Below are 25098 nucleotides of genomic sequence, written 5' to 3'. Positions count from 1 at the left end.
AAAAGCACAGCCCTAAGCGGTTGTTTATCCTCTGGATCTTCCTGAATCATTTCAATAAATGGAACCTCGACATTGAAGAAACGATTCGGCATCCGCTTGAGGACCCTGCGCCAGACCGCCAATCTGACTCAATCGGATCTGGCTGAAATGGTTGGCATTTCAGATCGTTACCTCGGGAAGATGGAACGGGGGCTGGTCTCGCCATCCTTCGAGTACGTCGAGAAAATCGCCAGCGCCCTCGGCATCGAACCCGCCACCCTGTTCCTTTCCGCACCTGTTCCGCCCCATCAGAACCGCCCGGCCGCCATGCGAGTGGCCGGAACCGAAACCGGCGGCCCGCTCCAGCATATTCCCGGCATGACCATCAAGCTGGTGGACCCCGGCATGCACATCATCTGGGTGGCCAGCAGCGACCCGCAAGCGCCCTGCAACAGAGGCGTCGACTGCTCAGGGATGCGCTGCCACGAGATATTCCAAATGCGCGCCGACCCCTGCCCGGGCTGCCAACTCGCCGAAGCCCTGGCCTCGGGCGCCGTGCGCGAGAAGACAATCGCCGCCCCTTCCGGGAGGAAGTACGCCACCCGCAGCGAACCCATCCGGGGGGCGGACGGCAGGATATGGGGCGGCGTCCACATCGCCCTGGACATCACCGGAAGCGACCAGATGAAAAAGGCGCTGCGCCAAGTCCAGCTGCGGCTCGATCACCTCTTCGCCGGCGGATCCGTCGTCCTGTATGTCCGCAAGGCCAGCGGCAGCCATCGGACCACGTACGTCTCGGAAAACGTGCGCGAAATACTCGGCCACCCCCCCGAGGCATTCCTCAAGTCATCCGGCTTCTGGCTTGCCCAGCTCCATCCCGAAGAGCGCGAGAAGTATCTCGCGAGGCTCCCCCTGCTCTTCGACCAGGGCCGGCTGTCAATCGAGTACCGCTTCCGGCACGGGAGCGGCGGCTGGCGGTGGATACGCGACGATCTGCGCCTGGTGCGCGACGATGCAGGCAACCCCCTGGAAATAGTCGGCTCATGGCTGGACATCACCGCTACCAAAGCATTCGAAAAGGTCATGCGCGACTCGCAATCGAGACATCACACTCTCTTTGAGGGCAACTGCACAGTGCAACTGCTCATCGACTCGGAAACGAAAGCCATCATCGACGCCAATCCTGCCGCCTGCGCCTATTACGGCTATCCGCGCGAAGTGCTGAAACAAATGAGTATCGGGGACATCAACACGCTCCCCCCCGATGAACTCGCCCGCGAACTGGCCCTGGCAGGTTCATCCGGCAAAGACATCTTCCACTTCCTGCACCGCCTGGCCAACGGCGAGATCCGGGAGGTCGAATCACGGGTCACACCCATGCGCTACGGGGACCGGGCTATCATCCACTCCCTGATCATCGACGTCACCGCCCGCAACTCGGCCGAGAGGCAAGCCCTGGCCGCCACGGCGCTGTGGGAGTCCCTCTTCGAGAACTCCCCGGGCAGGGTGGCCATGCTGGACGGGGAGCGGCGGATCATCCGGTGCAGCGCCCTGTTCGCCAAGGACGCCGGAGCCTCACCCGGTGAGCTCGCCGGGGCGCAATGCCTGTTCCTGGAGCCTGGCGAGAACGCCCTGCCCGCGGCCGACGGCGCGACGCCAGTCCGGCTGCGCATCGGCTGCCGCCCTTCTTCCTTCCAGGCACTCGTCACGGATATTTCTGCCAACGATTCCCCGGCCCGCTACATGGTTGCAGCGTACCCCGAGCGCATGCGGACCGAACCGTGACCAGGCCCGACGGGCACCTAGGCTCTTCGCCGCTGAACCCACCCCAGCAAGAAAAGACCGACAATGGCAGTCAAATACGCTGACGGTTCAGGGATCGGTGCTGTGGAAGAGATTCTTACAAGCTGTATACCGTTCAAATTTGCCTCTGGAAATCCTATCCCCCCCGTACCGACCGCAGACATTGTAAATGTGATATCGCCAGTCACGCCTGCAGCCACCAGAAACTCGGCATAGGAGCTGTAAAGCCCCTGTATCGGCACACCATCCGACGCCACAATCTGACTCATTCCATCTACAACAAACAATGTCGCACGTCCGATATTATCGGCCACAGATTCGAGAATCAATTGATACATTGCTCCAGGGATCAACCCAGACAGTGTGACCGATCCCGGTCCGTCATGCCCACTTGGGTTGCCGTTTCGCATGCTATCCGCAAACAAATAAGACGACAGAAGATCATGCTGCGGCGCGCTACCGAAGATGGGAGAAAGGTTGCTGATGTCGATGAAAGAGTCTGGCGTAGAATAACTCAACAGCACTGATGTTGGCGCTCCAGAGGCATCAGTAAGAGGGATATTGCTTGCGCTCATTCCAGCCGAAGGTCCACTCACAAAATTGTTGGTAATCAGATTCCAACTGTTCCCAGCCGTTCCGCTTACCACCCCCGGCCCTGTATATTGAGGGGTAGGCCCGCCGAAGGGGGCGCCATCATTATTCTCGCCGAACTGGACATTGACCAGCTTGTGTGAATCGACCTGAGGAATCGCGCGAAGCTGAATGCCATTCAAGTTAGCCTCAGGAAATCCTCCAGTACCCGCCGCAGACATTGATATAGAAATGTTGCCACCAACATCTGCCCGGGAAATAAAGTCTGCAAAATTGTTGTTGACGCTAAATGTCGTTGATCCATTCGGCGTTACGGTTTGCGTGACGCCGCCAACAGAAAATGTCGTCCCTCGACCAATTTCGTCTGCGGCAGAGTATACGAGCGTCTCGTAATAGGCATTCGGAGTCAGCCCTCCAAAGACCACCGTGCCAGGACCGTCGTGCCCTGTCGGGCTGCCGTTTCTATTCGAGTCGGCAAAGAGGTATGACGTCATCAGGTTCCGCTGCGGTGTTCCATTGAAAATAGCTGACAGATTGCTCACATCGATAAAGGAATTCGGAGTTGTGTAACTCAACGTTACTGAAGAAGAGCCTCCTGCGGCGTTGGTTAGCGGGATATTGCTCGCGCTTAGCCCGGAAGAGGGACCCGGCAAGAAGGGGCCTGCGATGAGGTTCCAATTATTGGAGGACGCCGAAAACACCCCCGGACCGGAATAGCTTGGCGTAGGGCCGCCGAAGGGATAGCCATCGTTGGTTTCGCCAAACTGAACATTTATCAATGCATTCGCATCTACAGATACGGCTGCACGCCCTTGGCTAGGAATGCAAAAGATGGAAACAAGAAAACAAATATACGACAGGAACCGCATCAATGACTTTCTATTTTCCATGGCCGCATCCCCCTTCAGATTGTCGAATCCTCCAGACAGCACCATCCTTTGTGTAAACTTGCTACTTAGTTAACCAGGCAACAATTAACACAATAAAGCAATAAACGGTCCACGCGCACTCCACATGATATCAGTTGATTGCGGACGAGATGATTACCGGCGTTGTAAAATTAGTCGACAAATGGCAAGAAAGCCTACATCCACAGGGACCGACCGGGGACCAGCGTTATCAAATCAGACTCAAACGCAGGCAAGATTGGAAAATCACCCGTATAATTGACATGCCGCACATGAGAAAGACGCTTTATATCCCTTATCCCGAAAAGTTGTTCCGGTGCGAGTCCACCCCAGGGCACCACTACGCATTCGTGCGCCTCCTTCACGTGACGACGAAACGACGCCTCGAGCACGCGCCCCCTTTCGCCCTGGCTCTCCCGGGGTTCGAAGCATGTTTGTGCCGGGCCATCCTGCTCCGTGCTAAAACCCTGCAGGCGTTGGACGCAGGAGGCCGGCGCCTTCCCGGGGAGGCTTCCTGACGCACTGCAAGGCAAGCTTGCCACCGGCGTGATTATTCTCTAGACAACACGTTTCCGGTCGGGGCGTAGCGCAGCCTGGCAGCGCACCTGCCTTGGGCGCAGGGGGCCGGAGGTTCAAATCCTCTCGCCCCGACCAATTACTTTCCCAAAGATCAAGGGGTTAGCTCTGCCCGAGCTAACCCCTTTTTCTGTCAGATAACCTTAGAACCATCCCTAGGGCCAATGCCTGTTTTGACTTCGGGCGATCTTTCCACACAGGTTGACAATTCCATAAGCTGGCTGAACCAGCCGAACATTGGTCAATGGAATTTTGAATTCCTTGTCCAGACAATACGGCGTTTAACCTGGGATTTTATTTTATTACCAATGGAGAGACATGTATCCAATATGGAGAGCACAACACAAAGAACTCTAACCATATAGTTACTCGCCTTGCCTCGGTGAAACAGATGAAAGCCGTTTAGCATTCTGATGGTCTCCCCACTCGAAAGATCAGTGCATAAAAAGCCGGGGTAAACAGCAACGTCAGCACAGTGGCCACCAAGAGCCCGCCCATAATGGCGTAAGCCATCGGTCCCCAGAAAACGTTGCGGCTCAGCGGGATCATGGCCAAGATGGCGGCAAGGGCCGTGAGACTCACAGGTCGTGACCGTCTGATGGTGGACTCGATTACGGCCTCCCATTCCGACATCCCTTCCCGCAGATTCGCGGCGACCTGGTCAACCAGAATGACAGTGTTGCGCATGATCATCCCTGCCAGGGAAAGCACGCCAAGCAAGGCCACGAAGCCGAAAGGCTTGTTGAACAGCAGCAATGCGCCGGTCGCCCCGATCATCCCAAGAGGGGCGGTGGCCAAGACCAGAAACAGGCGGGAAAAGCTTTGCAATTGCAGCATGAGGAAAAACAGCATGAGGCCGCCGGTAAGCGGGAGCAAAACCGCTATGGCTAAGTTCGCCTTGTCGCTTTCCTCCAGCGCGCCGCCAACTTCTATCCGGTATCCGGACGGCAACTTTGTTTTCAGAGTCGCAAGCAGGGACTCGATTTCCATTGCCACGTCCGGGGCCTGCACCCCGGAGACCACTTCGGACCGGGCGGTGATCATCAGGTCGCGGTTTCGCCGCCACAGTATCGGGTCCTCGTGGACATACTGAACCTTGGCCACTTGGGAGAGCGACACGGCATGACCGTTCATGGTGGTGATCGTCAGGTCCCGCAATCGATCCGGGCTTAAACGCTCCTCCGGCGCGGCCCGCGCCACGACGTTCACCAGCTCGATGCCGTCCCGGATCTGAGTGATTGTGACTCCCGACAGCAGCATCTGAAGGGCCTTGGCGATATCCTGGCGGGTGAGGTTCAGAACGCTGGCCCGATCCTCATCCACCACCAGGCGGATGGACTTGGCTTGCTCGTTCCAATCCAGATTCACGTCGCGCGTTTTCGGGTTGGAACGCATGATGTCCCGCACCTGATGGGCGAACTCACGGACCTTGAGCGGGTTGGGCCCTATGACGCGAAATTGTACCGGAAACCCCACTGGGGGGCCGAGGCTCAGGATGGTGACGTGCACCCTGGCCTGGGGCAGGCCGCCGTTGGCGACGAATTCCTCGATCCTGGCCTTCACCCGGTCCCGGGCATCGGCATCGGCGGCGTACAAAACGCAGACGCCGTAACTTACCCTGGGAAGTTCCGGTATCATGGGCAGATACCAGTGCGGCGCGCCTGAGCCGATGTAACTGGTGCGGGTCAGGATCTCAGGATCGGTTTTCAGAAATGCTTCCATGGTCTTCACGGCGTTCAAGGTGACATCAAAGGCGCTGCCTTCCGGAAGCTGGACTTCCACCATGACTTCCGGCCGGGACGAATTTGGGAAGAATTGGCGCTGCACGTGCATGGAACCGATTATTGAAAGGATGAAGAGCACGGATGTGACAACGACGACGGCCTTGCGGTTCCCGACGCACCAGACGACGACCCGGCGGATGGCGCGATAGGGGGGCATGTCATAGATCGCGCGCGCGTCGTGATGCGATTTCCTGGAATAATCCGGCAACAGCTTCATTCCTAAATACGGGGTGAAATACACCGCCACGAGCCATGAGATAACGAGAGCGATGCCAACCACATAGAAAATACCGCAGGCGTATTCTCCGGATACGGATTTGGCCAAGCCAACGGGCAGAAATCCCACCGCCGTGACCAACGTGCCGGTCAACATGGGAAAGGCGGTGGCGTTCCAAGCGAAAATGGCGGCTTTGATGCGATCGAGCCCCTGCTCCATTTTCACGGCCATCATTTCCACGGAAATGATAGCGTCATCCACCAAAAGCCCCAGGGCGATGATGAGGGCTCCCAGGCTTATGCAGTCCAGGCTCATCCCGAAGGCCTGCATGACGGTCATGACCATGGCCATGACCAGGGGCACGGCCAGGGCCACCACGAAGCCCGCCCGCCAACCGAGAGAAAGAAAGCTCACGGCCAGAACGATGACCAGCGCCTCGGCGAACGACCGTAAAAATTCGCCGACCGATGCGTCCACCACCTTGGGCTGATCCGCCACTTTGGTGATCTCGATACCGAGAGGGAGCTTTCCCCGGATGCGCGACAAGGCCTGGTCGAGGTTGCGTCCAAGGTCCAGGATATTGGCTCCCTTGGTCATGACCACGCCCAGGGCGATGGCTGGCTTGTCTTCATGGCGGACCACGAAGGAGGGCGGGTCCTCAGGGCCGCGGCGAAGCGTGGCCACGTCGCCCAGGCGAAAGGTCTTTCCTCCGCTTTGCACCGGCACCGCAGCCAGGGCGCTTGTGCCTTTAAGGGTTCCGTTCATCCGCAGATAGATGGTGTCGGCTGCGGTTTCCAGAGAACCCGCTGCCGACACCTCGTTTTGCTTGGCGATGGCGTTGAAAACATCCTGCGCGGCAACCCCAAGCGTGGCCAGCTTGACATTGTTCAACTCCACGAAGATGCATTCCGCCTGCTCTCCATAAAACCTCACTTTGGTCACATCCGGAACGCGCAGCAAGTCTTGGCGGATGATTTCGGCCTGGTCTTTCAGGTCGCGGGCAGTGGCCTCCTCCGCGGTGAGCAGATAGAGCACCGAGTCCACATCGCCGAATTCGTCATTGAAGTAGGGGCCGGCCACGCCCTGGGGCAGGCTGCCTTTCATGTCGCCCACACGCTTGCGGACCTGGTACCAGCATTCATTGACCGCGGAAGGAGGTGTGGAATCGTATAAAGTGAGCTGCATGACCACGCTTCCCGGGCGCGAATACGTTTTCACCTTTTCCACGTGGGGGGCCTGCAGGATCTCCTTTTCAATGGGGTCGGCCACGAACCGCTGCATTTCATCGGCAGTGGCTCCGGCCCAATTGGCGTTTATGACCATGTCCTTGATGGTGAATTCCGGATCCTCCGCCCGCCCGAGCCGCGTGTACGACCACAGGCCGGATACGGACACGAGCCCGACAAGAAAGAGCGTCATTGCCCGATGGGTGACGGCCCACTCCGACAGGTTGAAGCGGTTCATCTCTCGACAACCTTGTTCGACTCGTCCAGGCGGACCGACATCCCTGGGTCCAGCATTTGAACGCCGGTGGCCACGATCGTCTCACCTTCGGCAAGCCGCCCTTGGACCAGGACATCCCTATCGGCGTAACGCGCGATCACAACCGGCCGTAGTGACAGCTTCCCCGTGTCCGGCTCAACGACCCACACGCCCGGGCCTTTGCCCTGTTCCAAAAGGGCGGTTGATGGGATGCGTACGAGCTTGTCGGAGGTCTTCCGCGAAAGGCGCAGCGTGGCGGACATCCCCAGGCGCGCGCGTTGGTCGCCGTCGACCAGGGTGAACCGCACGGCGTATGTCCGGGTGGCGGGGTCGGCGCAGGGCGAGGTCTCCCTCAACACGGCCTTGTAGCGCGTATCGCTCTGGGACCAGAGACTGACCTCGGCGTCGGAGTTTTCGATATCCCGAAGACACCCCTCGGGGATGTCCGCCTGCACCTCGAGAGCTCCGTCCTGGGCCACGGCCACCACCGCCTGGCCCTGAGTGACGACTTGGCCCCGTTCGGCATTCACCTTGGTGACCACTCCGTCGTCGTTGGAGGTCAAGCTGGCGTAGCTGAGTTGGTTCCGCGCCAGTTTGAAGGCTCGATCGGCCTTTTCCAGACGGGCCTTGGCCTCGTCGGACTGCAGGCGTTTCAAATCGTATTCGGATTGGCTCACCACATGCCGGGAAAGCAGATACGTATAGCGTTTTTCCTCGGCGGAAGCCTGGGAGACATTGGAAGACGCGGCCTTCAACTCCGCTTGGGCGCTCTCCAGGGACAGGCGAAAATCCTTCTCGTCGAGTACCGCAAGTTTCTGCCCCTGGCGCACCAAGTCGCCTTTGTCCACCAGCCGCCGTTCAATTCGTCCCGACACCCGGAAAGACTCATCCACTTCGTGCCGGGCAACAATGACGCCTGGATAGGTCCTGCTGTCGGATTCGGCCGCCAAGGCGACCCGGACCGTCTTGACCACAGGCCGGGGTGGAGGGAAGGCTTTCTCTTCGGAGCACCCCGGTGATGATCCCAGACAAAGCGTACAGAGCAAGAGCGGCACAACCCGGGCCGATGCGTTCTTTCCCATCTCGAAAATGGATACGCCAAAAGGAGACATATACGTTGTCCGCACTTACTGTTGCGTGTTCTGGAGCGTCACGCGCTAATCCCCCGCAGCACTATGGCCGCCAGGTTCAACAAGTCCGCTTCAATTCGTTTTTCTCCACCTGAATTCGCGGCGTCAGCTATCTGGCGTTCTACCAGGGCAGGATAGGTGAAGGCGGAAAAAGCATTCTGCAGGGCGAGCGACGTCGCAGGAATATCCACTTCCTTGAAAGCGCCCGCTTTGATTCCATTTGACAATATTCCCTGCACCATAATATCCATTCTATTGACATGTTCTTGTATGACAGTCCAATACTGCTCAACAGCCTTGACAACCATCTCGTGCACCCGTTGCTCTTTGATTACATTGTCCTTCACCGCGCGAAAGTATTCCAGCATAAACAGCGACAGACGCTGTTGTGCACTGCTTGTTGAATCTATTATCGATTTGCATCGATCCTCAATTCTCAGGACAACCCGCTCGCAGATGACTTCGTTGATTGAGGCCTTGGTCGGAAAATAGCGGTAGACATTCGCCTGGCTCATACCAAGGGCTTTGGCGATCTCCCCCACGGTTGTCTTGGAATAGCCCACGCTCCGGAAAAGGGCTTCAGCCGCATCAACAATGCTGGCTTTGACTGCCAAGGAATCGCTCAGCGGAGTCTTCTTTCGTCCCATATCCACTCACCTTTCATCGCCTTCGGCTAGGCCGGCGCCTGCGTTTAGTGAAAAAAATTTATTGATGAAAATTAATAATTATCACAATTTGGTCAAGATAAATTTTCATCCAGACAATACACTGAAATATTGCACTAAGTTCTGATGGACCGGGTGGCTGGCTATGGCTTGGTCAAGCGGGCCAACGACGGGCGGGGGCGCTAGAGCATGTGCAAACCGTGCGTAAAACACATGTCCACTCACGGGATTTCATCACCACTCGTTTCCACATAATCTATTGAACTCGCTTACGAATCAAACGCAAACCGGGCGGTTCCACAGTTCTCTCTCGCCGGTTGCCCTGATAGTCTGAAGCAGTCATCCCTTCACGACGTCTTTTACGACACACTTGTTAGAAGATGTCGCCAATTCGTCAGGCCTTTGTCGTAAAATCTTGAGGATTATCCAATCATTTCATTGGATATATGCATAACCCTCATCTGGGCGCAGGGGGCCGTGAGTTCAAATCACGCCGCAACGACCAATTACTCTCCAAAAGAAAAAGGGATCAGCTCCACTGAGCTGATCCCTTTTTCTGCCGGATAACCGGGGCGGACAACCTCTTGGCCTCCCCAAGGGCCTACGCCTGCCCCACCCTTCCGAAGCGAGTCATTTTTCCCCTTGCCGGGGTTGTCTGCTTTTGCCTGGAGTTGGCGATTCCACCACTACCTCTTTGTGCTCGCGGTTTGAGCTTTCTAAAACCTACTCGAATCATAGCGCCCCGAGGCCATACTCCTCAAGCCTTCCCACGGGCCAGATTCAGGGATAATGAGGCTCCATGGCGTCACTCCTCGCGTCCTCGCATTCTGGATCGGCAAAACATACACTGCTCGCGGAACCCATCATGCTTAAATCCTACCTCCTCTTCCGCTGCTGTAACGAAGGCGTCAGGAAGCCGGTGTTTTTTTCGCTGCGGATTCAAAAGAAGCACGGGAAGCCCCAACCTGGCACAGGATGCATCACCCCGAAAACGACCTCCTCCACCTTGGCCCTGTCCTGAACGACCTCGCGAGGCCACGCCCATGATCCTGCCCCGGCACACACACTCCATCGCCGCCCTGGCGACCCTGATCCTCCTTTCCTGCGCTGGGTGCTCCCTGCAGAAAGAGACTGCGCCTGTCGCCGAGCGCGGAGTGCTCGACCTTTCCGGATGGGAACCTACCCGGGACGGGCCGGTGGCCCTTGACGGCCAGTGGGAGTTCTACTGGGATCGGCTCCTGGCCCCCGTGGATTTCCGGGAGGGGGCTGAGCGGCCCGCCATGTCCGGCTATTTGCGCCTCCCGGGCTTCTGGAAGGACCATGAGCTCGACGGCCGCCGCCTGTCGGGCGAGGGGCAGGCCACGTTCCGCCTGCGCCTGCTGCTCGGTCCAGGCGCCCACCGGCTGGGGGTGCGTTTGTTTTCCTTGCCTGCCGCGTACCGTCTGTGGGCCAACGGGCGGCTCGTCGCCAGCGCCGGTGTGGTTGGGCGGACCAAGGAGGCCGAGACAGCGGAGCGCTCCCTGGTGATGGCGGACCTTCCGAACGAGGGTGGCCCGGTTGACCTGGTTCTACAGGTGTCAAACCATTATTTCCGTCGTGGAGGCGTGCATTACCCCGTCCTGTTGGCGGACATGGACCAATTGGAGCAGGCCCATGTCCGCACGTGGTGCTGGTCCATGTTCTTTACGGGCGTGCTCCTGCTGGCGTTCGCATACCACATGATGCTGTACTTCCTCAGAAAAAAGGACGTCTCCACGCTTTATTTCGGGCTTGACTGCCTTGTACTTTCGATATTGTATATCACGATGGACTCTTCAGAATGGCTCATAAGGCTGGTTGTTCCGGGCGTGAGTATAGAAGCTGCGACAACAATATGCTTCATCTGCTACGCAATATACCACTCTATAATATATAGATTTTTCATGTCACTATACAAAAATGAATTTTGCATCCAAATACAGCAGTTCTGCGACATAAGGAGTGGCGCGGCTCTGTTCGCTGTATTGTTCCTATCGAAGAGCGCTGTATACGACATGCTTCCCGCCTTCGCTGTCTCGTCCCTTTTCATTAATGCCTGCTATATAGTGTCCCTGGGGCTGTGCGTGCGGCGAGGCAAAGACGGGGCGCTCTTCCTGCTGGGCGGGTGCGTCATCCTGGCAGCGGCGTCCCTCAGCGAACTGTACCACCACATTTTCAGCACAAGCCCCGGGACAATCTTTCCCATGGGATTGACCGCGTTCGTGCTGTCTCAGGCGTTCGTGCTAGCCAAGCGTTTCACCAGCGCGTTCACCGCCGTGGAGAACCTTTCCCAGGCGATGGAATCCAGCAACGCCGCCCTGCGGGCTGAGATGGAGGAGCGCAGCCGGCTTGAGCGCGAGATAGTCTGCGTCAGCGAGGAGGAGCGCCGCCGCCTGAGTCACAACCTGCACGATGGTCTTTGCCAGCAGCTCACGGGGGCCCGTCTGCGCTGCGCGGTCCTGGGGCGCGAATTCTCTGAGAAGTCCGGCCTCACCCCGGGCTTCCAGCAGCTTTCCACCCTGCTGGACAAGGCCGTAGACCACGCCTATGACCTCTCGCGAGGCCTCTGGCCTGTCGAACACGAGCAGACAGGGGGGAAGCCTTCGCTAGAGGCGATGGTGCAGCGGTTCCGGGAGTCCAGCGAGTTCCACATCGAACTGCGCCAGGGCATTGCCTGCGACAGCTGCTCCAACAGCCATCTTACGCAGATTTTCCGCATAGCGCAGGAGGCCATAGCCAACGCCGTGAAGCACTCGGGCGGCTGCCGCATCTGCGTGGCGCTCCGCTGCGCTGCAGGCGGGGCTATCTCGCTCACCGTCAGCGACGACGGGCAAGGAAGAAAGACGGACCGTCCAACACCCGGCGGCCTGGGATTGCGGATCATGGCCCACCGGGCCAGGGTTGCCGGCGGCGAGCTCGTCGTCTCCGACGCGCCCGAGGGAGGGACCGTGGTGGTCTGCACCGCGCCCTGCGACAATGGGAATAAACGGCCGGATACCGGTTGAGCCCCGCCGGAAATCATGATGTTCATCTCAATCCGTGAGGATGCGGATGAACAAACACACGAGCGGACACCGATGAACAGCCATGCACGAAACGACATCCGGGTTTTCCTGGCGGACGACCACCCGGCCATACGCCAGGGGCTATCGCTCCTTATGGCCCAGGAGAACATCGTTGTCTGCGCCGAGGCCGAGACCCGCGAGGAGACGTTGGCCGGCATCGACTCGGCCAGGGCCGACATCGCCGTGGTGGACCTCTCCCTGGGCGAGGAAAGCGGGCTCGACCTCATCAACGAACTGACCGGCCACAACATCCCGGTGCTGATCTACTCCATGCACGAGAATCCCGAGATCATTGAGCAGTGCTTCAAACGCGGGGCCTCCGGCTACGTCTCCAAACGGGATGAAGCCTTCGCCCTGCCGCGCGCCATCCGCGACGTGCATGCGGGCAAACGCCACCTCAGCCCGAGGGCTGCTCAATGTGTTGCGTCGCGGGCGCTCCAGCCTGTCGTCCTCCCCCTCAGCGCCCGCGAGATGCAGATCATGACGATGCTCGGCCAGGGCGACTCCAACAAGGACATCGCATCCGAACTGGGCCTCAGCGTCAGGACCGTCGAATCATACTTCGCCAGGATCATTGAAAAGATCGGGGTCGAAGGCATGAAAGAGCTCAGGAAACACGCCATCCGAATCCAGAAATAGCCCCCTCGTCCTTTCCGCCGCGCCACCTCCTGTCGCGCACGCTCCCGCCGGACGCCGCACCGCCACGTTCTGTATTGCCGCATCCCGCGTCCGTAAAATCCCCCACACGTGCCCGTGAAACCCCGCTTCTCCAAAAAAGCTGGAGAGATTACCAGGGAGCGCATGTTTGGCGTCCTGGCGGGTGCGGCGCACGCCTGCGCCCCTTGTCCCCAAGGTTGACCGGACTGAAGTAGGGATTGTCGTTCAACACTCTGACTGCGGGGAGAAGCACCCCCCACTGCGGGAGAACCGATCATGAGGGTAAAGATCGTTTTGGCGACGTTGGCTTTTCTTCTGTTTGCCTCGACCGGAATGGCCTACGACAGGGCATGCACGTACATCAGGGGTTGTAATTTTAAAAAATGCAAATACAAGACTGTTGGAGAGTCTATCGACGAGGCCTTCGAAAGGCCGGCATGGGAATCCGGCAAGGCTGATGACGGGTCGTTGATTGTCAACGTCACGGGAATCGTCACTTGGCAGGGAAAACGTTACAATGTGCTCATGCAGTTTGCGCCAAGGCCAAATGGCTTTGATACCAACGGTGTAGCCTTCAACGGAAAAGAAATGGGCAAGGAATTCCTGAGTACTTTCGTCACGGAATTGTGTAAATAGATTCAAAGGCGTGGTCCGCAATGTGCGCTGGCTGACCATCTGCAGCCGCCCCCCACCCAAGGAAAGCAGCATGCTCATTCGTTCCTATCGACGCGCCCTCGTGAAGGCGCTCGCCTTGCCGGCCTTCATGGGACTGTGTCTCGCAACCGCCGCCTTCGCCGCCGACAAGCCTCAGATAGCCCTCGCCATGGGGAGCAGCAGCGCCAGCCTGAAAGGCGAGATCCAGGGGATGGACCGCGACACCTACCCCATAACGGCCAAGGCCGGACAAACCATGCGGGTGAAGGTTTCCAACAAGCTGAAGCTGGTGATCTTCCATATCAAGATGCCCGGCGAGGACGGCGCCTACCTACCCAAGGCCGGCGAAGAGGACGACGCCACTGCGTGGGAAGGGACCCTGCCGGTGAGCGGCGCCTATAAGATCATCGTCGGCGCCATGCGCGGAAAGGACACCAAATACACCCTGGATGTTCAGATCTCGAACTGAATGTTGAGCTCATGGATTCGCAGGGGCGGATGTGGCCGGCGCCGCGGAGTTCAGCAAGTTCAGGAGTGACGTGCCCGAGGGGTGGACGGCGAAAGAGGAAGCCAAGATGACCTCGCAGAGGCAAAGCCCGCGATCCTCCGCGCACGGCGGGCGCGGCATCTGGCTGTTCTTTATTTTCGCCCTGCTGTCGTTGCCGCTCGCCGGGGGAGTCTGGGCGAAGCAGCAGGCCCAGGAGGTCCGGCTGCCGCCTGGAATGGAGGCGAAGGCCAGCGCTGTATGCGGCATGACGGATGTCTACGACTGCTACACCAACCACAAGTACGGATACCTCCTCGCCTGGCCCAAGAAGCTTCTGGCCGCCCAGGGGGAATCGGACGCGGGCGACGGGCAGGTCTTCAACGCCCCGGGCGGCCGGGCGCAACTGACATGCTGGGCCGGGTTCAACAGCGTCTTGAAGCAGTCCCTCAAAAAGGTGTTCCAGGAGGCGCAGCAGGAGCCGGGCCTGCAGGTGACTTACAAGAGCCTGGGAAATGATTTCTTCGTCGTCTCCGGCCTCAAAGACGGAAAGATCCTCTACAGGAAGACCGTGATGACCGACTTGGTCCAGACGACCTTCGTGCTGACGTACGACCAGGCCCTGAAGGACGAGTTCGACCCGCTCGTGGGCAACATCGCGAAGTCCTTCATCGCGCACCCCGCGTTCATGTGACTTAAGCGGCGGCTTCGCGCCTCAGTATGAAACCCGAGAGCCAACCGCGCCCGCTATTCGGAGGAAAGAAAGCCATGCACGGTACCGTGAGAGCGATGCGTCTTCTGTTTCTCCTTCTCGCCCTCGGCCAGCCCGGGACGGCGTCCGCGCAGGGACCCAGCCGGGCGGACTGCGCGCCCCAGGCCGCCGAGCCCGCGACATTCCCCCTGACCCTCAAAGGCACGACCCTGGACATCGGCCCCACTTTGGACCGAAAGGCCCTCGTCGCGCAGATCCGGAGCGCGCTGGCCGGTGAGGCTCCGTCGATACTCACTGCCGAGCGCCTGCAGTATGACTACATCGCGGCGGAGGGCGAGGGCCCAGTCTCGGTGCTGGTTGATTTCGACCGCAAGGGCAGGTGGGAGGTGATCAGAGTCGACTCCTACCTGAAGCAGCAGAACCCCGTGGCCCAGGAATTGGCCGCCTGGCTCACGCAACATGTGGGGCGGGGCCGGAAGGCGGGCAAGGATACCATCTGGCGCCAAGGCGGCATGCAGTTCCGCCTGCACGAGGCGCGGGACGCCGGCGAGGACTCCACCTACGGGATCACGATCATCCGCAACCGGGCGTAATAAAAGGGATCGCAACAAACCTCAAAGGGGATATAGGTGAATGTCATGGAAGCAGGCAGGACCACCATTCGCTTGGCGGCATTGTTTCTGGCTGTTGCGTGGGCAGGAACCTTCGGTGTTTCTGAAGCTTTTGCGCAGGATGCTGATGTGACTGCAGCCGTGAAGGCACGCTATGAGAAGCTCTTTTCCGAGTACTCACGCTTCATGATGAATCCGACCAAGACAAGCCCAAGTGCCATAACATTTTCAATCAAAAACAACATGGTTTCGAAAGAATTGAAAGCGCTGTTATTAAAGGACGAGGCGTGTGCAAGGAAAGGTGGAGGCATCTGCAATCTTGACTTTGACTTCTTGCTCAATGGGCAAGACTCCTGCAAACCACTTAAAATTGTTGATGCATATCAAAATAAGAATACGTACGTCCTGAAAGTCAGCAACAGGATTGAAGAGTGCGACAAGGGTGGATATTACAAACCATACGACTTTACGCTGATCGAAGAGTCTGGCGCATGGGTGATCGACGATGCCGCGTATTCAATGAAGGATGATAGCGGAAAAATCATCAACTTCACTTTGAAAGACACCCTCAACGGAAAGAATTGAGCCGAGCCTTCAAAGAAGTGTCGCGTGGAGGCTGGAAAAGGCTCGCACTCCTGAACTGACCAGCACGACTCCCTCGCCTGGACTTGCGCACCGCCCCCGGACAACCTCTGGCTCACCTCTTTGGTCCGGGGGATTATCGATTTTGACCGGGGCACGCTACCACCTTCAAGAAATGTCGAATTATTTCGAGACACAACCCTTATCCTCCAAAACTTGAGCGCAGGGGGCCGGAGGTTCAAACCCTCTCGCCCCGACCAATTATTTGCCCAAGACCAAGGGGGTAGCTCTACTGGGGCTACCCACCTTTTTTCTGTTGGAAAACCGGGGTGGACAACCTTGCCCCCCAATGGCCCACCGCTTGATCCTCCGCCGCACGCCCTGTTCTTCGTCCCAACCCCGTTCAAGGGCAACCTGACCTGCCTGCTGGCAACAAAAAACGACAATTACCCCCCGACCTGGGGACGATCTACATGGAATAGCGACCTCTCAACGGCGGCTAAAGTGAGGGCGATATTCTCTGGACTTGTCACGCCGCTTATGGCTAACAATTAAACTAGCCTGAAGCCGGCGGCGCCAGCGTCGCAGCCCAAGGCCGCAACGCAGGGGGATCACGGCCTGCGACTGTCCCGGTCGGCAGAACCACATCGAATGGGGGGTCTGGTATGATGGCAGTCAGGCTGATCATCTCCCTTGCGGTTTCCTGTGTCGCCTTCGCCTTCTACTCCTCATGCTGCATCGCCCAGCAAGTCACCGGAGAGCTGGGTTCGTCCAGCGCCACGACCACTCTCGGCGGAAAACAGCTTCCGCCGCCCGACCCCGCGTTCGGCGGGGTGATCAAGGAAAAGGCCTCGGAGTCAATAGCCTGGTGGCCGCCACGGGTCGTGCCGCCCAAGGGCGCGCCCAACGTGCTGCTCATCATGACCGACGACGTCGGCTTCGGCGCGCCAGGCACCTTCGGCGGCGTCGTTCCCACACCGGCGCTGGACCGCATCGCCAAGAACGGGCTGCGCTACACGAATTTCCACTCCACGTCGCTCTGCTCTCCCTCGCGCGCGGCCTTGATCACCGGGCGCAACCACCACGTGGCCGGCTTCGGCGTGGTGGGCGAAATCGCCACGGGGTTCCCGGGGTACGACTCGGTCATCCGCAAGGAGAACGGCACCATCGGCGCCATCCTCAAGGAGAACGGCTACGCCACCTCCTGGTTCGGCAAGGACCACAACACGCCCTTCTATCAGGCCACCCAGGCAGGGCCCTTCGACCAGTGGCCCACCGGCATGGGCTTCGAGTACTTCTACGGCTTCGTGGGCGGCGACGCCAGCCAGTGGCAGCCGAACCTGTACCGCAACACGCGGGCCATCTACCCCTTCCAGGGCAACCCGAGCTGGAACCTGACCACGGCCATGGCCGACGAGGCCATCCAGTACATGAAGGAGCTCAAGGAGGTCGCGCCCGACAAGCCGTTCTTCGTCTATTACGTGCCGGGCGGCACCCACGCCCCGCATCATCCGACGTCGGAGTGGATCAAGAAGATCAGCGACATGCATCTCTTCGACGGCGGCTGGAACAAGCTGCGCGAGACCATCTTCGCCAATCAGAAGCGGCTGGGTATCATGCCCGCCAATGCCCAGCTGACCCCGTGGCCGAAGGAGCTGCCCCAGTGGGAATCGCTTAGTTGGGACGAGAAGAAGCTCTTCATCAAGCAGGCCGACGTCTACGGGGCCTACCTGGCCTACACCGACCACGAGATCGGCCGGGTGATCCAGGCGGTGGAGGACCTGGGCCAGCTGGGCAACACCCTGATCATCTACATCAGCGGCGACAACGGCGCGAGCCCGGAAGGCATGTTGAATGGCACGCCCAACGAGTTCACCACGTTCAACGGTGTCGCCGTGCCGGTCAAGGACCAGTTCCTCTGGTACGAGTTCTGGGGGTCCGACCGGACCTTCCCGCACTTTGCGACACCGTGGGCCTGGGCCATGGACACGCCGTTCAAGTGGACCAAGCAGGTGGCGTCGCATTACGGCGGCACGGCCCAGGGCATGGCCATATCCTGGCCCGGCCACATAGGCGACGCGGGCGGCATCCGCCGGCAGTTCCACCACCTCATCGACATCGTTCCGACCGTCCTCGAAGCGACCGGCATCCCGATGCCGGAGACGCTTAACGGCATCAAGCAACGCCCCATGGACGGCGTGAGCATGGCCTACACCTGGGACAAGGCCAACGCCAACGCGCCCACCCGGCATACCACGCAATATTTCGAAATGCTCGGCAACCGCGCCATCTACCACGACGGCTGGGTGGCCTGCACCACTCCGGCCACCCTCCCGTGGGAGTTGAGCAACGCCCCGCCGCCCGACGTGCTCACCGGGTACAAGTGGGAACTGTACAACGTCATGGAGGATCCCACCGAGTCCAACGACCTGGCCGCCGCGATGCCGGACAAGCTCAAGCAGATGCAGGACGTCTTCTACGCCGAGGCCAAGAAGCATGGCGTGCTGCCGCTGGACAACTCGACCCTCCATCGCTGGAACTCACCGCGCCCGAACCTGACCGAAGGACGAAAGATCTTCACCTACGCGGGAACGCTGGCCGGCGTGCCCAACAGCGGCGCTCCGAACATCCTGAACAAGTCCTACACCATCACCGCCGAGGTCACGATCCCCGAAGGCGGCGCGGAAGGCATGATCGTCACCGACGGCGGACGCTTCGGCGGCTACGGGCTGTTCATGAGCAAGGGAGTGGTGGGATTCGAGCGGGGCAGGGTGGTGTTCCTCTACAACCTGCTCGACCTCAAACGGACCATCTGGGAAGGGCCCGAACTGAGCCCCGGCAAGCACACCATCGTCTTCGACTTCAAGTCCGACGGCCCGGGTCTGGGCAAGGGCGGCACGGGCGTGCTCTCCGTGGACGGCAAGGAAGCGGCCAAGAATTCCATGGAGCACACCACCCCGGTCACCTTCCCGGAGGACGAAACCTTCGACATCGGCCAGGACACGCGCACCGGCGTCGCCATGCTCGAGTACCGCTACGATGTTCCGTTCACGTTCACCGGCACGATCGACAAGCTCACCTTCAACCTCGGACCAGAACAGGTGACGGCACAGGAACGCCAGCAGATGCAAAAGACCGTCGCCGGGGCACGCGACTAGCTTTAGCCTCGGACCGGAGCAAGCGGCGCAATCCCGGCCAGTGCCAACGCGGTCGCCCGGGCGAAAGGCCAGGAGGTGTCGGCGCTATGAGATGGGTGCTCGTTCTTGCCGCGGTGCTCGAAGCCGCCACCGGCTTGGCGTTGCTGCTGGTTCCGTCGCTGGTTGGGCGGTTGCTGCTCGGTACGGAGCTCGCGGGCGTGGCCGTGACCGTGGCGCGCGTGGCCGGCATCGCCCTGATCGCGCTCGGGGTCGCCTGCTGGCCGGGCCCGCCGCGAATCGGCATGTTGGCCTACAGCGCGGCCGTCACGTTGTATCTCGCCTACGTCGGCTTGGCGGACGGGCCGACCGGCATACTCCTGTGGCCGGCGGTCGTCCTGCATGTGATCCTGACGGCCCTTTTGACTCGGGCATCAACAAGCGACAAGGAGAAGAAACCATAGTCCTAACTCGTCAGTGACGGGCGGGATGGCGCCGCCAATGCGCCCTTTCTCTTTTCCCCTGTTTTTCCTGGTGCCAGGCGCACTTGCCTAACGCCCCCTTGGGAGTATAGATTGCAAGGGCTCGCGTGCGGCCCATCCACCGGGAACTCTCCATGCATTACGAAGGCCAGATCATCCGTCCTCCCAGCGAGGGCGACAGCATCCTGCTCCAGGTGACGGTGGGCTGTTCCCACAATTCCTGCGCCTTCTGCGGGGCCTACCTGGGCGAACGCTTCCGCATCAAGGATGAGGCCGTCGTCTTCGAGGACATCGACTTCGCGGCCCGGCACATGCCCGGCATGCGCCGCCTGTTTTTGTGCGACGGAGACGCCATGGCCATGCCCACGCGCAGGCTCACGCGCATCCTCGAGCGCATCCGCGAGCGCCTGCCCCGCGTGGGCCGCATGGGCGTCTACGCCAGCGCCATGAGCCTCGCGCCCAAAAGCCCCGAGGAACTGGAAACGCTTCGCGGGCTCGGGCTGTCCATGGTCTACATGGGCCTGGAATCCGGCGACGACGAACTGCTCGCGGCCATGGGCAAGAAGGCCCGGGTGGCGGACATGCTCGCCCAGGCGGCCAAGGTCCGCCAGGCGGGAATGAAACTCTCGGTCACGGTGATCACCGGCCTGGCCGGAGCAAGCGGCTGGGAGCGCCACGCCCGGCTCACCGGCGAGGCCCTCGCCGCCATGGAACCGGACCAGGCCGCGACGCTCAGCCTCATTGCCGTGCCCGGGACGCCCCTGTGGACGGACATCGAATCCGGACGGTTCGTTCCCCAGGACGCTCAGGCTCTGGTTCGGGAACTGCGCATGCTCCTCGAACACACCGCCATGCCCCGGGGCCTGTTCCTGGCCGACCACGCCTCGAACCATGTGCCCCTCAAGCTCAGGCTTCCCCGCGACAGGCAATACGGCCTGGACCTCCTGGACGCCGTCATCCAGGGAAGGAAACCTCTCAAACCGGAACACATGCGCGGACTCTGAAACCGGGTCCCGAGGCCTTTGCCGCACGACATGAAGACGATCCGTCTGCACCGCTACACCAAGGCATTGCTCACCGCTTATGGCGTATTTTCCCTGGGACTGCTGGGGACGTGCATCCTGGTCCTCGTCCAGACCCGGGAGGTCGGCGAAAGCGCCGAGAAGCTCTACGCCCACCCGTTCGCCGTCAGCAACGCCGCCCTCGAGGCCCAGAGGGTCCTGACCTCGGTCCGCGAGCGCGTCCTGTACGCCGCGCTCGCCCGCGACCAGGCCAGGGCCCAGGCCGCCATCGAAGACATCGCCCAACTGGACGAGAGCTTCTTCAAAAATCTCGCCACGGTCTCGGATTTCTATCTCGGCGACAAAAGCGAGGCGGAGCAGGCGGTGGCCCTGTTCAACAAATGGCGCTCGGTGCGAGACGGTATCCTGGAAACGGCACGCCAGGGAGAATTCGACGCAGCCCAGGGACTCATCCTGACATTGGGCACCCCCGCCTACGAGGAAATCAGCGCCAAGCTCGACGGCATCGTGGCCTATTCCAGGGACACGGCCGCGCTCTTCATCGGCGAGGCGCAACGGCAGACCGGCCGCGCCCAATGGACCGTGTACCTGATCATCGCCCTGGGCTTCGCCAGCAGCTTCGCCTGCGGCCTGTTCATCGTGCGCAACGTGCAGCGCGCCATTTGCGACAACGAGGCCGTACTGCACCACAAGGCCCACCACGACCAGCTGACGGGCCTGCCCAACCGGACGCTGTTCCTGGACCGGCTCACCGAAGCGCTGGACAGGGCCGGCAGACACGGGACATCCGTGGGAGTGCTGTTCATCGACCTGGACGACTTCAAGGCCGTCAACGACACCCTGGGGCACGACGCGGGCGACGAACTGCTGGTGCTCACGGCCAAGCGCCTCACCCTGGCCCTGCGCGGCGACGACACCATCGCCAGGCTGGGGGGCGATGAATTCGTGGTCGTCATCCCCGGTGTCAACAGCGGCCGGGCCGCGGCCCGGGTGTCCGAAAAGGTGGCCAGGGCCCTCAACGCACCCGCCCGAGTCAAGGGGGCGGCCATTGAGGTGAGGGCCAGCCTGGGGCTTGCGGTCTCCCCCCAGGACGGCTCCGATCCTTACTCCCTCATGGCCTACGCGGACGCGGCCATGTACCTGGCCAAGAGCCAGACGCGGGAAGCCCGGTCCCTCGGGAAGGTGATCCAGGCCTGACCTGCCCGCCAGAAAGGCGGACAAAATCAGGCGAGCCCGCCGCTTGGCGCAGGCGCGAGCCGGCGAGCGAAACGCAACCTGTTGACGAAACATCGCTTTTTCGTGTTTTCCCCCTCTTTTCTTAAAGTCTTTCATGAGTTAGTTGTAGTCGTCGTGCATTCATGGCCCGGCCTTGCAAGCTTCTCCCGACGTGGACACTCCATGGCGGCAATGCCGCCGCAACGGATTTGCCTATGAACCGCCCCCCTGCCGACAACGAATCAGACGCTTCCCTTGCGGTTCCGGAAGTGAACCTTGCCCTGTCCGTGGGGCAGCCCGTGTCCCTGCGCACCGGGGCGGAGGAACGAGGCGGACGCGCCGCGGTGCTGGGATACAAGCCCGGCGAGTTCCTCATTGTGAAGCCTTCGCCGGTGCAGTCCTCCAAGACCGGATACGAACCCGATTCGGACGTGCTGGTGAGCCTGGAGAACGACGGCGCGCTCTACGGTTTCGAAGTGCAGGTGCTCAACTGGCTCAAGCACCCCTCGCCGGTGCTCATCCTCTCTTATCCCAAGGAGGTCGAGAGCCGGGCCCTGCGCAGCCACCCGCGCATCAAATGCCTCGTCCCCACCATCATCGAAGGGCAGAGCCTGTTCGCAAGCGGTCACATCCGCGACATCAGCATGGGCGGATGCCGCATCGTGGCCAGCACGCGCGAGGCCGGGCTCGACCGCTCCGTCAAGAAAGGCGACCAGCTCGACATCCGTCTCCCCGTGGACGGCCTCCGCACCCAGACCCTGTCGGCCCAGGTGCGCGCCTGCACCCGCAAGGATGGCCTGCTGAACCTCGGGATGGCCTTCCGTAACGGGTCGACATCGAGCCAGGCCGTGTCCCGGTTCATCGACCATCTCAAAAAAATGGAGTGCATGCAGGGCGACGAGTGCAAGGAAACATCCCGGGACGCCCGACCGCACCTGGCCAGCAGCCGCTCCATGCGCGACGCCACCGCACGCGTGGGCGACGCCAGCCAGGTTTCGCTCAAGGTCCTCGACCCCCTGGACATCCAGTTCACGGGGAGCCACCTCTACGACCAGTCTTCAATCCTGGGCGTGGACGGCTCCGAGACCATCATCGCCGAAATGCCCATAAGCTCCGGACTCAAGAACTGCCCCAAGCCCGGCATGGGGTTGCGGGTCCGCTTCGAGGACCACGGCTCCCACTACGGATTCCTCACCTCCGTCACCAAGTTCATCACCAAACCCAGGCCCATGGTCTTCTTCGCCTACCCCAAGAAGATCGAAATCCTCATGCGCCGCAAGCACCCCCGGGTGAAGTGCCAGCTGCCGGCCAGCCTGGAGAACGAGCACCTGCGCATGTCCGGGTACGTCACCGACATCAGCGCCGGGGGCTGCCGCGTGGTGGCCAACCTGGACGACGGGGAGCTGATCTGCAACGTCATGACGGGCGACCGGTTCAACCTGGCCATCCCCATGGAGGGGCTGCGCGTTGCCAGCCTGCGCGCCCAGGTGAAGAGCTTCGCCCAGCAGGGGAATACCCTGTCCATGGGGCTGGTCTTCGGCCTGGACAAGACCCTGGCCTCCGCCCTGGGCGAATTCATAACCCGCCTGGATGCCGCCGCGCGCTAGGGCGCGGGTCGGAGCCTGACCCCGGCCTCCCCGCAGGCCCGCAGGTCCCCCCTCTGGACATCGGGCCGGCCCTTTGAGACGTTCGGGCAATGATCCCCAAAACCGTCCTCGCGGCCATGGCCGCCCTGCTCCTGGCTCTCGTGCCGCCGGTGTTCGCCCGCGCGGCCGAGCACACGCCCGGGGAATTCGAATTCCGCGTGCCCAAGGGGGCCACCAGCGCCCAGGTCAAGGGCTGGATACGCCAGGCCAGCGCGAAACACGGGCTGGACCCGTGCCTGGTGCAGGCGCTCATCGAGATCGAATCCGGCGGCGACCAGGCGGCGGTGTCGCCCAAGGGGGCGCAGGGACTCATGCAGATCATGCCCGGCACGGCCCGGGATTTGAAGCTTGACGACCCCTTCGACCCCACCGCCAACATCGACGCCGGCAGCCGCTACCTGCGCGAGCAGCTGAGAACCTTCGGCGACGTGCGCCTGGCCCTGGCAGCCTACAACGCCGGACCGGAGGCCGTGCGCAAGTTCGCGGGCGTGCCGCCCTACCCCGAGACCCAGCGCTACGTGGCGGCGGTGGCCAACCGGTTCATCGTGCTCAAGACGGGGGGGAATATGGAGGCGTTCGTGAAGAAGGTGCTGGAGGGCGCAAACGCCACGGGTAAGCCCTAGCGCGAGGTGGCGCGGCCTCGCCGCCGCTGGAAAATTTACGATGGGATGCGAGCGCGCCCCAAGTCAGGCCCAGGCCCACACGCGGATCAGGGCCAATCAGCCTGCAGTGCCTGACGCTCTCCGCTCCCGCGAGGCGGCAAGCCGCGACAACGCCGCCGTCACCACCAGGGAGAAGGCGAGCCTCCCCGCCAGGGATCCCCATGGGCTGGTGCCTATGAGCGCCAGGAGCATGGTGTCCTCGATGAGGGCGTGGGACAGGCTCATGAGCGACACCGCCGCGAACACGTCGCGCGGCGGGATGTGCCCGGCCCGGGTCTCGTGGATGATGAGCCCGCCGCCGTAGGTCAGTCCCATGGTCATGCCGATGACCGTCACCGTGGCCGCGGTGGGGCCGATGCCCATGAGCTTCAGAAACGGGGTCAGGATGATCTCCAGGAGCTTGGTCAGTCCCACGGCGTTCAAAAAGCGCATGAGCCCCATGAGCGTGAGTATTATCAGGAAGATGTAGCCCAGGTTCTTGGCCTCTCCGGCGGCCCAGCCCAGCAGGGTGGCATCGGGCTTGGGCGGCATCCAGAGCATGACCGCCGGGCCGGTGAAAAAGCCCCCGGCGGTGAAGATCGCATGGAGGATCCAAGCGCACCCCAGGGCGCCGAAGACCCGCAGGGCGTTCTGCCCCAGAAAGCTCACGCCGCAGCGTTTGGTGACCTGCCCCTCCACCAGGAGGTTGTGGGCGATGAGCATGAGCACGCCGAGCACCGTGACCTGGGCCTGGGTCAGGGGCGCTGACCCGGCCGCTAGGGCCTGGAACACGATGAGCCCGGAATAGATGTTGGAAAGCATGGCCGTGGCCCAGGCCAGGCCCATGGCGGCGGGCAGGCCCAGAAGCTCCATTGCCGGACCCAGCGGGGCGGCCAGATAGTCCACCACGCCCAGTTCCTGAAGGATCTTCACCAGGATGATGATGGGAATCATCACCTTGAAAAGCTCGACGCTGGCCTTGACCGCGTCCCGCATAAGCCCTGACGCGGCGGATACTGCACCGGAAAACACGGGGACTC

Annotated in this window: 19 protein-coding genes and 1 tRNA gene; 15 read left to right on the top strand and 5 right to left on the bottom strand. The window is 61.0% G+C overall.

All coding sequences use genetic code 11. The features are described from left to right. The first annotated feature begins 72 nt into the window (after positions 1 to 72). Positions 73 to 1764, top strand: coding sequence for a PAS domain S-box protein (locus ML540_RS07565; RefSeq protein ID WP_243359754.1), 1692 nt, complete (start codon positions 73 to 75; stop codon positions 1762 to 1764). 17 nt (positions 1765 to 1781) lie between these two features. Here ML540_RS07565 and ML540_RS07560 read toward each other — a convergent pair whose 3' ends face one another. Beyond that, positions 1782 to 3263 (bottom strand): hypothetical protein, encoded by a 1482-nt coding sequence (locus tag ML540_RS07560; RefSeq protein WP_243359753.1) that lies wholly within the window; start codon positions 3261 to 3263, stop codon positions 1782 to 1784. 595 nt (positions 3264 to 3858) lie between these two features. Between ML540_RS07560 and ML540_RS07555 the strand changes: the two genes are divergently transcribed. Beyond that, positions 3859 to 3935 (top strand) — tRNA-Pro (locus ML540_RS07555). A 324-nt stretch (positions 3936 to 4259) separates the two neighbouring features. Here ML540_RS07555 and ML540_RS07550 read toward each other — a convergent pair. The 3 genes from ML540_RS07550 to ML540_RS07540 all read right to left on the bottom strand — a co-directional run bounded on the left by ML540_RS07550 (position 4260) and on the right by ML540_RS07540 (position 9117). Beyond that, entirely contained in the window at positions 4260 to 7322 is a 3063-nt protein-coding gene (locus ML540_RS07550) for an efflux RND transporter permease subunit (protein ID WP_243359752.1), read from the bottom strand. Next, a complete protein-coding gene (locus tag ML540_RS07545) occupies positions 7319 to 8422 on the bottom strand; it encodes an efflux RND transporter periplasmic adaptor subunit (protein WP_243359751.1) in 1104 nt (367 codons plus the stop codon). Before ML540_RS07545 ends, ML540_RS07550 begins: the two co-directional genes overlap by 4 nt. 68 nt (positions 8423 to 8490) lie before the next feature. Next, a complete protein-coding gene (locus ML540_RS07540) occupies positions 8491 to 9117 on the bottom strand; it encodes a TetR/AcrR family transcriptional regulator (RefSeq protein WP_243359750.1) in 627 nt (208 codons plus the stop codon). Between the two features lie 1061 nt (positions 9118 to 10178). On the opposite strand from ML540_RS07540, the gene ML540_RS07535 reads away from it, so the two are divergent. The 13 genes from ML540_RS07535 (at position 10179) to ML540_RS07475 (ending at position 24040) form a co-directional block, all read left to right on the top strand. Continuing rightward, on the top strand, positions 10179 to 12158 hold the full coding sequence (locus tag ML540_RS07535; RefSeq protein WP_243359749.1) for a sensor histidine kinase: 1980 nt from the start codon (positions 10179 to 10181) through the stop codon (positions 12156 to 12158). Positions 12159 to 12230: 72 nt separating this feature from the next. Then, positions 12231 to 12857, top strand: coding sequence for a response regulator transcription factor (locus ML540_RS07530; RefSeq protein WP_243359748.1), 627 nt, complete (start codon positions 12231 to 12233; stop codon positions 12855 to 12857). Between the two features lie 294 nt (positions 12858 to 13151). Then, positions 13152 to 13511, top strand: a complete 360-nt coding sequence (locus tag ML540_RS07525) for a hypothetical protein (protein WP_243359747.1) — start codon at positions 13152 to 13154, stop codon at positions 13509 to 13511. A 70-nt stretch (positions 13512 to 13581) separates the two neighbouring features. Next, the gene (locus tag ML540_RS07520; protein WP_243359746.1) at positions 13582 to 13998 is read left to right on the top strand and encodes a hypothetical protein; all 417 of its coding nucleotides are present in this window, start codon (positions 13582 to 13584) and stop codon (positions 13996 to 13998) included. Between the two features lie 31 nt (positions 13999 to 14029). After that, positions 14030 to 14707: a hypothetical protein gene (locus ML540_RS07515; protein WP_243359745.1), complete on the top strand. Its 678-nt coding sequence runs from the start codon at positions 14030 to 14032 to the stop codon at positions 14705 to 14707. A 74-nt stretch (positions 14708 to 14781) separates the two neighbouring features. Beyond that, positions 14782 to 15318: a hypothetical protein gene (locus ML540_RS07510; protein WP_243359744.1), complete on the top strand. Its 537-nt coding sequence runs from the start codon at positions 14782 to 14784 to the stop codon at positions 15316 to 15318. 45 nt (positions 15319 to 15363) lie between these two features. After that, positions 15364 to 15921: a hypothetical protein gene (locus tag ML540_RS07505; RefSeq protein WP_243359743.1), complete on the top strand. Its 558-nt coding sequence runs from the start codon at positions 15364 to 15366 to the stop codon at positions 15919 to 15921. A gap of 662 nt (positions 15922 to 16583) precedes the next feature. Further along, positions 16584 to 19076, top strand: a complete 2493-nt coding sequence (locus ML540_RS07500; protein ID WP_243359742.1) for an arylsulfatase — start codon at positions 16584 to 16586, stop codon at positions 19074 to 19076. A gap of 86 nt (positions 19077 to 19162) precedes the next feature. After that, positions 19163 to 19516 carry a hypothetical protein gene (locus tag ML540_RS07495; RefSeq protein ID WP_243359741.1) on the top strand — a complete coding sequence of 118 codons (354 nt, stop codon included), beginning with the start codon at positions 19163 to 19165 and terminating at the stop codon, positions 19514 to 19516. 152 nt (positions 19517 to 19668) lie between these two features. Continuing rightward, positions 19669 to 20538: a B12-binding domain-containing radical SAM protein gene (locus tag ML540_RS07490; protein ID WP_243359740.1), complete on the top strand. Its 870-nt coding sequence runs from the start codon at positions 19669 to 19671 to the stop codon at positions 20536 to 20538. Between the two features lie 30 nt (positions 20539 to 20568). Beyond that, complete coding sequence (locus ML540_RS07485) at positions 20569 to 21753, top strand: diguanylate cyclase domain-containing protein (protein ID WP_243359739.1); 1185 nt, start codon at positions 20569 to 20571, stop codon at positions 21751 to 21753. Between the two features lie 233 nt (positions 21754 to 21986). Further along, the gene (locus ML540_RS07480; protein ID WP_243359738.1) at positions 21987 to 23378 is read left to right on the top strand and encodes a flagellar brake protein; all 1392 of its coding nucleotides are present in this window, start codon (positions 21987 to 21989) and stop codon (positions 23376 to 23378) included. Positions 23379 to 23467: 89 nt separating this feature from the next. Then, entirely contained in the window at positions 23468 to 24040 is a 573-nt protein-coding gene (locus ML540_RS07475; RefSeq protein WP_243359737.1) for a lytic transglycosylase domain-containing protein, read from the top strand. Between the two features lie 96 nt (positions 24041 to 24136). Here ML540_RS07475 and ML540_RS07470 read toward each other — a convergent pair whose 3' ends face one another. Then, entirely contained in the window at positions 24137 to 25090 is a 954-nt protein-coding gene (locus ML540_RS07470; RefSeq protein ID WP_243359736.1) for a nucleoside recognition domain-containing protein, read from the bottom strand. Positions 25091 to 25098 lie beyond the last annotated feature (8 nt).

The sequence above is a fragment of the Fundidesulfovibrio terrae genome (assembly GCF_022808915.1).
Taxonomy (GTDB): domain Bacteria; phylum Desulfobacterota; class Desulfovibrionia; order Desulfovibrionales; family Desulfovibrionaceae; genus Fundidesulfovibrio; species Fundidesulfovibrio terrae.
This window is presented reverse-complemented; position numbering and strand designations above follow the sequence as displayed.

Excerpts from the sequence above, each read along its gene's own strand:
- ML540_RS07560 (WP_243359753.1), bottom strand. The coding sequence starts at position 3,263 with ATGGAAAATAGAAAGTCATTGATGCGGTTCCTGTCGTATATTTGTTTT.
- ML540_RS07550 (WP_243359752.1), bottom strand. The coding sequence starts at position 7,322 with ATGAACCGCTTCAACCTGTCGGAGTGGGCCGTCACCCATCGGGCAATG.
- ML540_RS07545 (WP_243359751.1), bottom strand. The coding sequence starts at position 8,422 with ATGGGAAAGAACGCATCGGCCCGGGTTGTGCCGCTCTTGCTCTGTACG.
- ML540_RS07540 (WP_243359750.1), bottom strand. The coding sequence starts at position 9,117 with ATGGGACGAAAGAAGACTCCGCTGAGCGATTCCTTGGCAGTCAAAGCC.
- ML540_RS07535 (WP_243359749.1), top strand. The coding sequence starts at position 10,179 with ATGATCCTGCCCCGGCACACACACTCCATCGCCGCCCTGGCGACCCTG.
- ML540_RS07530 (WP_243359748.1), top strand. The coding sequence starts at position 12,231 with ATGAACAGCCATGCACGAAACGACATCCGGGTTTTCCTGGCGGACGAC.
- ML540_RS07525 (WP_243359747.1), top strand. The coding sequence starts at position 13,152 with ATGAGGGTAAAGATCGTTTTGGCGACGTTGGCTTTTCTTCTGTTTGCC.
- ML540_RS07520 (WP_243359746.1), top strand. The coding sequence starts at position 13,582 with ATGCTCATTCGTTCCTATCGACGCGCCCTCGTGAAGGCGCTCGCCTTG.
- ML540_RS07510 (WP_243359744.1), top strand. The coding sequence starts at position 14,782 with ATGCACGGTACCGTGAGAGCGATGCGTCTTCTGTTTCTCCTTCTCGCC.
- ML540_RS07505 (WP_243359743.1), top strand. The coding sequence starts at position 15,364 with ATGGAAGCAGGCAGGACCACCATTCGCTTGGCGGCATTGTTTCTGGCT.
- ML540_RS07500 (WP_243359742.1), top strand. The coding sequence starts at position 16,584 with ATGATGGCAGTCAGGCTGATCATCTCCCTTGCGGTTTCCTGTGTCGCC.
- ML540_RS07495 (WP_243359741.1), top strand. The coding sequence starts at position 19,163 with ATGAGATGGGTGCTCGTTCTTGCCGCGGTGCTCGAAGCCGCCACCGGC.
- ML540_RS07490 (WP_243359740.1), top strand. The coding sequence starts at position 19,669 with ATGCATTACGAAGGCCAGATCATCCGTCCTCCCAGCGAGGGCGACAGC.
- ML540_RS07485 (WP_243359739.1), top strand. The coding sequence starts at position 20,569 with ATGAAGACGATCCGTCTGCACCGCTACACCAAGGCATTGCTCACCGCT.
- ML540_RS07480 (WP_243359738.1), top strand. The coding sequence starts at position 21,987 with ATGAACCGCCCCCCTGCCGACAACGAATCAGACGCTTCCCTTGCGGTT.
- ML540_RS07475 (WP_243359737.1), top strand. The coding sequence starts at position 23,468 with ATGATCCCCAAAACCGTCCTCGCGGCCATGGCCGCCCTGCTCCTGGCT.